Source organism: Nocardioides sp. (assembly GCF_964228225.1).
Lineage (GTDB): Bacteria > Actinomycetota > Actinomycetes > Propionibacteriales > Nocardioidaceae > Nocardioides.
This window is the reverse complement of the sequence record NZ_CAXQZB010000008.1, coordinates 1-10,588: the sequence shown is the minus strand read 5'-3', so window position 1 is coordinate 10,588 and position 10,588 is coordinate 1. Positions and strand designations below refer to the sequence as shown.

Annotated in this window: 10 protein-coding genes; 7 read left to right on the top strand and 3 right to left on the bottom strand. The window is 72.6% G+C overall.

Going from position 1 to position 10,588, the window contains the following annotated elements; translation table 11 throughout:
- Positions 1-45: 45 nt before the first annotated feature.
- Positions 46-1,209 (bottom strand): steroid 3-ketoacyl-CoA thiolase, encoded by a 1,164-nt coding sequence (locus ACERUJ_RS01980; protein WP_370246758.1) that lies wholly within the window; start codon positions 1,207-1,209, stop codon positions 46-48.
- Positions 1,210-1,369: 160 nt separating this feature from the next.
- Here ACERUJ_RS01980 and ACERUJ_RS01975 point away from each other — a divergent pair, with 160 nt between their 5' ends.
- Positions 1,370-2,602: a cytochrome P450 gene (locus ACERUJ_RS01975; RefSeq protein WP_370246757.1), complete on the top strand. Its 1,233-nt coding sequence runs from the start codon at positions 1,370-1,372 to the stop codon at positions 2,600-2,602.
- An 11-nt stretch (positions 2,603-2,613) separates the two neighbouring features.
- On the top strand, positions 2,614-3,861 hold the full coding sequence (locus ACERUJ_RS01970; protein ID WP_370246756.1) for a cytochrome P450: 1,248 nt from the start codon (positions 2,614-2,616) through the stop codon (positions 3,859-3,861).
- A gap of 100 nt (positions 3,862-3,961) precedes the next feature.
- Here the strand turns inward: ACERUJ_RS01970 and map are convergent, their stop codons facing one another.
- Both map and ACERUJ_RS01960 read right to left on the bottom strand, forming a co-directional pair.
- Positions 3,962-4,729, bottom strand: a complete 768-nt coding sequence (gene map, locus ACERUJ_RS01965) for a type I methionyl aminopeptidase (protein WP_370246755.1) — start codon at positions 4,727-4,729, stop codon at positions 3,962-3,964.
- Positions 4,726-5,427 carry a TetR/AcrR family transcriptional regulator gene (locus tag ACERUJ_RS01960; protein WP_370246754.1) on the bottom strand — a complete coding sequence of 234 codons (702 nt, stop codon included), beginning with the start codon at positions 5,425-5,427 and terminating at the stop codon, positions 4,726-4,728. Before ACERUJ_RS01960 ends, map begins: the two co-directional genes overlap by 4 nt.
- A gap of 45 nt (positions 5,428-5,472) precedes the next feature.
- Between ACERUJ_RS01960 and ACERUJ_RS01955 the strand changes: the two genes are divergently transcribed.
- Genes ACERUJ_RS01955 through ACERUJ_RS01935 form a run of 5 tightly spaced genes read left to right on the top strand, consistent with a single transcriptional unit; the run spans position 5,473 to position 10,544 of the window.
- Positions 5,473-6,519 carry an alpha/beta hydrolase gene (locus ACERUJ_RS01955; RefSeq protein ID WP_370246753.1) on the top strand — a complete coding sequence of 349 codons (1,047 nt, stop codon included), beginning with the start codon at positions 5,473-5,475 and terminating at the stop codon, positions 6,517-6,519.
- Positions 6,516-7,385: an SDR family NAD(P)-dependent oxidoreductase gene (locus ACERUJ_RS01950; RefSeq protein WP_370246752.1), complete on the top strand. Its 870-nt coding sequence runs from the start codon at positions 6,516-6,518 to the stop codon at positions 7,383-7,385. Before ACERUJ_RS01955 ends, ACERUJ_RS01950 begins: the two co-directional genes overlap by 4 nt.
- A complete protein-coding gene (locus tag ACERUJ_RS01945; RefSeq protein ID WP_370246751.1) occupies positions 7,382-8,371 on the top strand; it encodes a ferritin-like domain-containing protein in 990 nt (329 codons plus the stop codon). Before ACERUJ_RS01950 ends, ACERUJ_RS01945 begins: the two co-directional genes overlap by 4 nt.
- The gene (locus tag ACERUJ_RS01940) at positions 8,368-8,979 is read left to right on the top strand and encodes a hypothetical protein (RefSeq protein WP_370246750.1); all 612 of its coding nucleotides are present in this window, start codon (positions 8,368-8,370) and stop codon (positions 8,977-8,979) included. Before ACERUJ_RS01945 ends, ACERUJ_RS01940 begins: the two co-directional genes overlap by 4 nt.
- Complete coding sequence (locus ACERUJ_RS01935) at positions 8,976-10,544, top strand: flavin-containing monooxygenase (protein ID WP_370246749.1); 1,569 nt, start codon at positions 8,976-8,978, stop codon at positions 10,542-10,544. The genes ACERUJ_RS01940 and ACERUJ_RS01935 overlap by 4 nt, the downstream gene beginning before the upstream one ends.
- Positions 10,545-10,588 lie beyond the last annotated feature (44 nt).

The window sequence follows — 10,588 nt, the reverse complement described above, 5'->3', positions numbered from 1 at the left end:
GAGGGTGTGCTGGGCCAGCCGAGCAACCCGTCGCAGGACCCGGCCTCAGAGGCGTTCGAGGACGGTGCCGGTGGCCATGGCGCCGCCGGCGCACATGGACAGCAGGGCGGTGGAGGCGTCGCGGCGCTCGAGCTCGTGCAGGGCGGTGGTGATGAGGCGGACGCCGGTGGCGCCGACGGGGTGGCCCAGGGCGATGGCGCCGCCGTTGACGTTGACCTTGTCGAGGTCGACGTGGTGCTGGCCGGCCCAGGACAGGACGACGGAGGCGAAGGCCTCGTTGACCTCGAAGAGGTCGAAGTCGGAGATCGAGCGGCCGGTGCGGTCGAGGATGCGCTGGGTGGCGTCGATCGGGCCGTCGAGGTGGTAGTAGGGGTCGGAGCCGACCAGGCAGTGGCTGGCGATCCGGGCGCGGGGGGTGAGGCCGAGGGCGCGGGCCTTGTCCTCGTCCATGATCAGCACCGCGGAGGCGCCGTCGGAGATCTGGGAGGAGGTGCCGGCGGTGTGCAGGCCCTCGGGCAGCACGGTGCGCAGCTGCGAGAGTCCCTCGAGGGTGGTCTCGCGCAGGCCCTGGTCGGTGTCGACGACGCGGGTCTCGCCGGTGGGGTTGCCCTCGGCGTCGAGCACCGGGGCGGTGACGGGGGCGATCTCGCGCGTGAACCGGCCCTCGTCGACGGCGGCGCGGGCCTTCACCTGCGAGGCCAGGCCGAAGGCCTCGAGGTCGGCGCGCGTGAGGCCGCGGTTGGCGGCGATCCGGTCGGCGGCCTCGAACTGGTTGGGCATGTCGATGGTCCAGTCCGAGGGCCGCGGGTCGCCGAGCCCGGCGGGCACGTTGCCGCCCAGCGGGATGCGCGACATCGACTCCACGCCGCACGCGATGCCGACGTCGATGCTGCCGGCGGCGATCATGTCGTGCACCAGGTGCGCGGCCTGCTGGCCCGAGCCGCACTGCGCGTCGACGACGGTGCCAGCGGTGTGCTGGGGGAGACCGGCGTGCAGCCACGCCCGGCGCACCATGCCGTTGGACTGCTCCCCGGCCTGGGTGACGACGCCGCCGACGACCTGCTCCACGAGATTCGGGTCGACGCCCGCCCGGGCGAGGACCTCGCGCTGGACGTGCCCCAGGAGCACGGCGGGGTGGACGCCGGCGAGCCAGCCCTTCCGCTTGCCGAGGGGAGTGCGGACGGCGTCGATGATCACGGGGTTGCCCATGGCGACAAACTAGAACGTGTTCTCGTTTGCGGCAAGATCGGCGCCCCGGTGGGCACGCTGTGACCCCGGTCTCAGAATCGCCGACGAAAGCCTTTCGTATCCAGGTGAGTGTCTGTAGTCTCGCGGTCACTAGAACGTGTTCCACGTGAGAGGGAGATCTGTGACTGCGACCGCCGTCCCGACCGGCTTCGACCCCACCAACCCCGACATCATGGTCGAGCGGTTCCCGCACGAGGAGATGCTCGCGCTGCGCCGCACCGCGCCGGTCTCCTACGTCACCCAGGACGCCGAGGCCCGGGGCGGTTTCCCCGACCACACCGGCTACTGGGCCGTCACCCGCCACGCCGACGTCGCGGCCATCTCCAAGGACTCCACCAACTTCTCCACCCGCGAGAGCGGCGTCATCATCCGGTTCGCGCCCGAGATGACCAAGGAGGAGCGCGAGCAGACCGGCTTCCTGCTCATCAACCACGACGCGCCCGACCACACCAAGCTGCGCCAGATCATCAGCCGCGCCTTCACCCCGCGCGCGATCAACCAGCTGCACGACGACCTCGAGCAGCGCGCCCGCTCGATCGTCGAGGCGGCCGTGGCCAAGGGTGAGGGCAACTTCGTGGACGACGTCGCCGCCGAGCTGCCGCTCCAGGCCATCGCCGACCTGCTCGGCGTGCCGCAGGAGGACCGCGGCAAGCTGTTCGACTGGTCGAACCAGATGATGAGCTACGACGACCCGACCGTCGAGGGTGACCAGCAGATCGCCTTCATGGAGATCCTCGCCTACTCGATGGCCCTGGCCGACGAGCGGCGCACGAACCCCCAGGACGACATCATCACCCGCCTGGTCTCCGCCGACGTCGAGGGCCGCGGCCTCACCGACGACGAGTTCGGCTTCTTCATGGTCCTGCTCGCCGTGGCCGGCAACGAGACCACCCGCAACGCCATCACGTGGGGCATGCACGCCATGCTCACCAACCCCGACCAGTGGGAGCTGTACAAGCGTGAGCGTCCGGCCACCGCGGCCGACGAGATGATCCGCTGGGCCACCCCGGTCACCGTCTTCCAGCGCACCGCGCTGAACGACGTCGAGGTCGGTGGCGTCCCGGTGGCCAAGGGCGAGCGGGTCGGGCTGTTCTACGCCAGCGCGAACTTCGACGAGGACGTCTTCACCGACCCCTTCACCTTCGACATCACGCGCAGCCCCAACCCGCACCAGGCCTTCGGTGGACACGGCGCCCACTACTGCATCGGTGCCAACCTGGCCCGCCTCGAGGTCGACCTGATGTTCCGCGCCCTGGCCGACCTCGCTCCCGACATCAGCCTGCTCGGCGAGCCCGACCGGCTGCGGTCGGGCTGGCTCAACGGCGTGAAGTCCATGCCGGTCCGCTACCGCTGAGAGGCCGCCCGATGACCACGACCGAGCCGATGGCGCTGCCCGAGGGCTTCGACCCCACCGACCCGTTCCTCATCGAGGAGCGCATCCCGCACGACGAGTTCGCGCTCCTGCGCCGCACGGCGCCGGTGCACTGGGTGGCCCAGGCTCCCGGCACCTACGACGGCATGTCGACCGAGAGCGGCGACGGCTACTGGGCGATCACCCGCCACGCCGACGTCGCGGCCATCAGCAAGAACTCCAAGGACTGGTCGACCTCGGAGAACGGCGCGATCGTGCGGTTCACCGAGGGGATGACCCGCGAGCAGGTCGAGATGCAGCGCCTGATCCTGCTCAACCAGGACGCCCCCGAGCACACCCACACCCGCGGCATCATCAGCCGCGGCTTCACGCCCCGCGCGATCAACGCCCTCGAGGAGGTCATGACGCTGCGGGCGCGCACGATCGTGGAGACCGCCCTCGCGAAGGGCGAGGGGAACTTCGTGGAGGACGTGGCCGCCGAGCTGCCGCTGCAGGCGATCGCGGAGCTGATCGGCGTGCCGCAGGAGGACCGGTTCAAGCTCTTCGACTGGTCGAACCAGATGCTGGTCTCCGACGACCCCGACATCGAGGGCCAGCCCGACATCGCCGCCGCCGAGATCCTCGGCTACGCGATGGGTCTGGCGGCCGACCGCAAGGCCAGTCCGCGCGAGGACATCATCACCAAGCTCGTGCACGCCGACAAGGACGGCGTCGGGCTCACCGACGACGAGTTCGGCTACTTCGTGATCCTGCTCGCCGTGGCCGGCAACGAGACCACGCGCAACGCCATCACCCACGGCATGGACGCCTTCCTGGACCACCCCGACCAGTGGGAGCTGTGGAAGCGCGAGCGACCCGCCGAGATGGTGGACGAGGTCGTGCGGTGGGCGACGCCGGTGTCGGTGTTCCAGCGCACCGCCCTGCGCGACGTCGAGGTCGGGGGCGTCACGGTGCGCGCCGGCCAGCGGGCGGCGCTGTTCTACGCCAGCGCCAACTTCGACGAGGACGTGTTCACCGATCCCTTCCGCTTCGACATCACCCGCAGCCCCAACCCGCACGTCGGGTTCGGCGGCCACGGGGCGCACTACTGCGTGGGTGCCAACCTCGCCCGCCAGGAGATCCGGCTGATCTTCGACGCCCTGGCCGACCTCGCGCCCGACCTGGCGCGGGTGGCGGGCCCCCGCCGGCTGCGCCACAGCTGGGTCAACGGCGTCAAGGAGCTGCGCGTCCGCTACGCCTGAGGAGAGACGGGGGAACGACCGACAGCACGACGGACAGCACGACGCCCGGCCGGGGACCCGGCCGGGCGTCGTCGCGTTCCGTGGTGGTGCGGGGCGTCGCTCAGTCGCGCGCGGTGAGCACGAGCGGACCGTCCTCGGTGATGGCGACCGTGTGCTCCATGTGCGCGCCGCGCGAGCCGTCCTTGCTGCGCAGCGTCCAGCCGTCGGCGTCGGTGTAGATCTCGTCGGTGGTGTGCATGAACCACGGCTCGATCGCGATCACGAGCCCGGGCTTGAGCTTGAGGCCGCGACCGGGGCGGCCGTCGTTGGGCACGTGGGGGTCGCCGTGCATGGTGCGGCCCACGCCGTGCCCGCCGAACTGCAGGTTGACCAGCAGCCCGTGGCTGCGGGCGACCTCGCCGATGGCGGCGGAGATGTCGCCGAGCCGGTTGCCCGGACGGGCCCAGGAGATGCCGGCGTCCAGCGCCTGGCCGGTGACCTCGATCAGGCGCAGGTCCTCCTCGCGCGGGGTGCCCACCACGACCGAGAGGGCGGAGTCGGCCACCCAGCCGTCGACGCTGGCCGCGAAGTCGACCGAGAGCAGGTCGCCGTCCTGGAGGACGTAGTCGAAGGGCAGGCCGTGCAGCACGGCGTCGTTGACGCTGGTGCACAGGACCTTGCCGAACGGCGAGGCGCCGAAGGAGGGGTGGTAGTCGATGTAGCAGGACTCGGCGCCGCGCTCGCGGATCATCTGGTGGGCCAGCGCGTCGAGCTCGAGGAGGTTCACCCCGACGTCGGCCTTGGCGGCCAGGGCCTTGATCACCGAGGCGACGAACTCGCCGGCGGGCCGCATCTGCTCGATCTGGGTGGGCGTACGGAGCTCGATCACGGGGTCGAGCCTAGGGCGTCGGCCCCCGCGGGCCCCAGTCGGCCGTCCACCTCCAGGTCCGGGTCGAGATGGCGCGCGGCCAGGGCCGAGCCGACCTCGGCGAAGTGGGCCACCAGTGCGGCCGGGGTGAGCGGGACGGCGCCGGCCCGCCAGGCGAGCACGACCTCGACGAACCCGCCGAGGCCGAACAGGGTGTCCACGCGCAGCGCCGACTCGTCGGTGTCGGCGCGCAGGAAGGGGCGCGCCAGGGTGACCATGAGGTCGGTGGTGAGGGCCACGGTGTCGCGACGCCGCTGCTCGAGCACCGCGCTCCCGGCGTGGTCGCCGAAGAGCACCTGCGCGCGCTCGGGGTCCTCGGTGAGACTGGTGACGATGGTCTGCAGCGCCTGGCGCAGCTGCCCGCCGGCGGTGCGGTCGCCGGCGGTCTCGAAGGCCGTGAGTAGGCTGGCCAGGGTCTCGTCGCGCACCTGGTCGAACAGGGTGCCGAGCAGGTCGTCGCGGTCGCGGAAGCTCTCGTAGAAGTAGCGGTCGGTCAGGCCGGCCCGGCTGCAGACGCCCCGCATCGTGACCGCCGCCCAGCCCTGCTCCTGCCAGATCGCCAGCCCGGCGCGCAGGACCTGGTCGCGGCGCTCCTCGCGCCGCTCCTCGGCGGTCTTCCCGCCGTAGCGCCGGCGCGACCCGGATCCGGACTCCGTCACGGGAACATCTTGACGGCACCTGCCTGCAGATTGCAATCTGAGGGCATGCGCCTTCAGAAACAGGGACGACGCCGTCCCTCCCGCCGCAGTCGCGCGGTCTCGCTCAGCGCCTCCCTCACGCTGCGGCCGCTGACCGCGGTGATCCCCGCCAGCCCCCGCGGGGTGCCGTTCTCGCGGGCGGTCATCGCGGCCAACCTCGCGGCCTTCTCGCCCCGCACCCCGGGCTGCCGGATCACCGCCGCCACCGGGCTTCGGGCCGAGTGGATCACCCCGCCCGCCGGGCTCGCCGACCCGGGAGCCGGGGGTCCGGGGGAGGAGGTGCCGGGGGTGCTCCTCTACCTCCACGGCAGCGCCTACATGATGTGCTCGGCCCGCACCCACCGCGGCCTCACCACCCGGCTCGCCGCCGAGACCGGGCTGCGCGTGCTGTCGGTCGACTACCGCCTCGCCCCCGAGCACCCGTTCCCCGCCGCGGCCGACGACGTCCGCGCCGCGTGGGACCACCTGCGCGAGACCGGCGTGCCTGCCCACCGCATCGTCGTGGCCGGCGACAGCGCCGGCGGACACCTCGCCCTCACGCTCGTGCGTGACCTCATCGCCGACGGCGCCGACCTCCCGGCCGGCGTGCTGGCGCTCTCGCCGGTGGTCGACCTGTCGATGGGGCTCTCCGCCGGTCGTGAGCGGATCCGTCGCGACCCGCTCACCACCGCCGCCCGCGCCGCGCGGCTGCTCGCGCTCTACGTCGGCGAGCACGGCGACCACCCCCGCCTCGCCCTCGCCCCCGACGACCTCGTCGGCTGTCCGCCGGTGCTCATCCAGGCCGGGGGAGCGGAGATGCTCGCCGCCGACGCCGTGGAGCTGACCCGTCGGTTGCGCGCGGCCGGGGTCGACGTCGAGCTCGACGTGTGGCCCGACCAGGTGCACGTGTTCCAGGCGCTGACCCGGGTCGTGCCCGAGGCCCACCGGGCGTTGCGCGAGGCGGCGCACTTCCTGCGGGCCCGACTCGCCGAGGCCACCCCCGCCGCCGCTGCTGACACCGCTGCCGGGCGCCCGTCGGCCGCCGGCGACCTGCTCTGGGCGGCGGGAGCATGAGCCGCCGCACCCGTCGTGCGCGCGCCGTGGTGACCGGCGCCGGCAGCGGCATCGGACGCGCGCTGGCCCTCGAGCTCGCCCGCCGCGGCAGCCAGGTCGTGTGCGCCGACCTCGCCCTCGACACCGCCGCCGTCACCGCGGGCCGGATCGAGGCGGCCGGAGGGCGCGCGCTCGCCGTGCGCTGCGACGTCGCCAGCGCCACCGAGGTCGTCGAGCTCGAGGCGCGCTCGCGGGCCTGGTTCGGCGAGGCCGCCAGCCTGGTGTGCAACAACGCCGGCATCGGCGCCGGCGGCCACACCGCCGAGGACACCCCGCTGGCCGACTGGGAGCGCACGCTGGGCGTGAACCTGTGGGGCGTCATCCACGGCTGTCGCACGTTCGTCCCGGCGATGCGCGCCGCCGGCGGGGGAGGCGTCGTCAACGTCGCCTCCGCGGCCGGCTTCACCGCCGCGCCCCGCATGGCGGCCTACAACGTGTCCAAGGCCGGCGTCGTCAGCCTGTCCGAGACGCTGGCCGCCGAGCTGTCCGGCACCGGCGTGGGGGTCACCGTGCTGTGCCCGACCTTCGTGCGCACCGGCATCTTCGAGGGCGAGCTGATCGACGCCCGCGCGCGCCAGCTCGCGGCGTCACTGGCCAAGGTCACCGGCTTCTCGCCCGAGCGCGTGGCCCGCACCACCCTCGACGCCCTCGACAAGGGCCGGCTCTACGTCGTGCCGCAGCCCGACGCCCAGCTGCTGTGGCGCACCAAGCGGCTCGTCCCGGTGCCCTACACCCGCGTGGCCGGCCTGCTGGGCCGCGTCGCCCCGCCCCCGAGCGCGCCGCCCGGCGCCACCACCCCGACCGACTCCCAGGAGGCCCACCGATGAGCACGACCCGTCTCGCCGACCCCGCCACCGACTCCTCCGGATCCGCCGGCGGGGCCGAGGGCTACGACTTCGCCGCGATGCTGCAGACCATCAAGGACAAGCAGTGGTCGCTGGCCGACATCGACTGGGACGCCCCCGGCGCGGAGCTGATCACCCCCGAGGTGCGGGAGCGGATGCGGCCCTTCATGGCCGACCTGGTGTGGATCGAGCACGTCGGCGCCCGCGGCTTCGCCTCCCTGGCCACCAAGGCGCCCACCCCCGAGATCGCCGAGATCTACCGCTACTTCCACGCCGAGGAGCAGAAGCACGCCAACGCCGAGCTGGCGCTGATGAAGCGCTGGGGGATGCTGGACGAGGACGGCTCGATCCCCGAGCCGAACGTGAACGTCCGCATGGCGATCAAGATGCTCGACCAGTTCGGCGACACGCTCCCGCTCACCGGTCTGGCCACGCTCATCCCGCTGCTGGAGTGCGCGCTGGACGGGGCGCTGGTGAAGTTCCTGCTCGACGAGGTGCAGGACCCGATCTGCCACGAGGTCTTCCGCCACATCAACGCCGACGAGGCCCGCCACATCACGGTGGACTTCCAGGTGCTCGAGCTGATCGGGGCGGGTCCGGTGCACCAGCTGCTCATCGAGAGCTTCGGCAACCTCAAGCCCCAGGTCGTGCTCGGCCTGATCATCGTGTTCGTGCCGCTGATCAACAAGATGCGCGACAACATCATCGCGATGGGCATGTCGGAGCAGAAGCTCTACAACGCGGTGAAGCGGTTCAACACCATCGGCGCGCGTGGCCCCCACATCAAGCGCATCCCGGCCTACCACGTGCTCGGGGCGCAGGCCGCGATGATGATCAACCGCGCCCACCCCTACCACCGCTTCCTGGCCGACCCGCTGGTCAGGATCACCGGCCTGGTGCCCGCCCGGCTGCTCGGCAAGCCGCAGAGCTGGACCGAGGAGCTCACCCACGAGCCGGTGGCCTCGTGAGCGCCCCGGAGGGACTCCCGCGGGGCGGTCTGCGCCCGCCCTCGCAGCCGCGGGTGATCACCGACGGGACCTGGCTGATGCGCGAGTTCACCGGCCGGCGGGTCGGCGTCGTCGGTCCTGGCGGGGAGGTGGCGCCCGTCGTCGACCACGCCCTGGCCAGCGCCGGGTCCGTCGTCGCCTTCTGCGACCACCCCGACTGGCTCGTGCCCTTCGGGGGCGACCGCGTGCCCGGTCCGCTCGGACGCCGCCTCGCCGCCCGGCGGCTGCGTCGCCGGGTCGACGACCCGTGGGTGCGGCGCCTGCTCACCCCGCACCAGCGCTTCGGTGCGCGGCGTCCGGTGGTCGCGCCGGCCTTCTACACCGCGCTCGGGGAGCGGTGCCGACTGGTGGCCTGGCCCGTGTACGCCATCATGGATCGTGGCGAGGATCACCCGCTCGGGGTCCGCACCGCGGAGGGCATCGAACACCGCGTCGACGTCCTGGTGATCACCGCCGGCGCGGCGGTGCGCACCGTCACCGACGCCACCAGCTCCGCCCCGACCCGCCGTCCATCCCGATCGACCCGCAGCGCCCGCCCCCGGGCCGCGGTGAAGGAGACCATCCCGTGACCAGCACCGATCAGGCCCCCGACGCCCGCGCCCTCCCCGTGCCCGACCACGACGTCGCCATCATCGGTGGCGGCTTCTCCGGCATCGGCGCCGCGATCCTGCTCGACAAGGCCGGCTTCAGCGACTACGTCGTGCTCGAGGACGGCGACGGCATCGGCGGCGCGTGGCACTGGAACACCTATCCCGGCGTCGCGGTCGACATCCCCTCCTTCAGCTACCAGTTCTCCTTCGAGCAGACCGCCCGCTGGTCGCGCCTCTACGCCCCCGGTGCGGAGCTGAAGGCCTACGCCGAGCACTGTGTGGACAAGTACGACGTGCGGCGCCGCATCCGGCTGCGCTCCCGCGTCGTGGCCGCCACCTTCGACGACGTCGCCCACCTGTGGCGCCTCGACCTCGCCGACGGCACCGCGATCACCGCCCGCTTCGTCGTCGGCGCCACCGGCGTGCTCACCCAGCCGAACCTGCCCGACATCCCGGGCGTGGCCGACTTCGCCGGCACCACGATGCACACCGCGCGCTGGGACCACGGCGTGGACCTCACGGGCAAGCGCGTGGCGATCATCGGCACCGGAGCGTCCTCGGTGCAGGCCGTGCCCAACATCGCCGCGGTCGCCAGTTCGCTCACGGTCTTCCAGCGCACCCCGATCTGGTGCCTGCCCAAGCCCGACGCGCCGATGCCCGCGCCGGTGCGTGCGCTGCTCGGCGCGGTGCCGGGTGCCAAGCGTGTGGGCCGGTTGGTCAGCCAGACCTACGTCGAGGTGACCTTCCCGCTCGCGGCCCACTTCTACGGCGTGGTGCCGCTGGCCGCGGGTGGCGAGGCCCTGGGCCGCGCCTACCTCAAGCGCGCGGTGAGGGACCCGGAGGTGCGCGCCAAGCTCACCCCCGACTACGCCCTGGGGTGCAAGCGCCCCAGCTTCTCCAACGACTACCTGCCGGCCTTCAACCGCGAGAACGTGCACCTGGAGACCGGGGGCATCGCCGAGATCACCCCCGACGCCGTCGTGACCCGCGACGGCACCCGCCACGAGATCGACGTGCTGGTGCTCGCCACCGGCTTCAAGGTCTTCGAACGCGGCAACATGCCCACCTACGACGTCGTGGGGGCCGGCGGGGTCAGCCTGGACGAGTTCTGGGGCGCCCAGCGGTTCCAGGCCTACCACGGCGTGAGCGTGCCCGGGTTCCCGAACCTGTTCAGCATCCTGGGGCCCTACGGCTACAACGGCAGCTCCTACTTCAACCTCATCGAGACCCAGACCGCCCACGTCGTGCGGGCGCTCAAGCACGCGCGGCACCGCGGTGCCACGCGGGTCGAGGTCACTCCCGAGGCCAACACGCGCTTCTGGGAGCGCATGCTGTCGCGGCGCCCGCGCCAGGTGTTCTTCCAGGGCCGGTGCGGCTCGGCGAACAGCTACTACTTCGACGAGCACGGCGACGTCCCGTTCCGGCCCTCGCCGACCCTGGAGACGATGTGGGACGCACGTCGCTACCCGCTGGGCGACTACCGCTTCGACGCCCCCGGCACCGTCGTCGCCCCGCCGACCCTGGTGGCGGCCGGCGCCGAGTAGACGGCTCGCCACGCATGCGAACGGCCGGTGGCCCCGCGCGGGGG

Excerpts from the sequence above, each read along its gene's own strand:
- ACERUJ_RS01980 (WP_370246758.1), bottom strand. The coding sequence starts at position 1,209 with ATGGGCAACCCCGTGATCATCGACGCCGTCCGCACTCCCCTCGGCAAG.
- ACERUJ_RS01970 (WP_370246756.1), top strand. The coding sequence starts at position 2,614 with ATGACCACGACCGAGCCGATGGCGCTGCCCGAGGGCTTCGACCCCACC.
- ACERUJ_RS01955 (WP_370246753.1), top strand. The coding sequence starts at position 5,473 with ATGCGCCTTCAGAAACAGGGACGACGCCGTCCCTCCCGCCGCAGTCGC.
- ACERUJ_RS01950 (WP_370246752.1), top strand. The coding sequence starts at position 6,516 with ATGAGCCGCCGCACCCGTCGTGCGCGCGCCGTGGTGACCGGCGCCGGC.
- ACERUJ_RS01945 (WP_370246751.1), top strand. The coding sequence starts at position 7,382 with ATGAGCACGACCCGTCTCGCCGACCCCGCCACCGACTCCTCCGGATCC.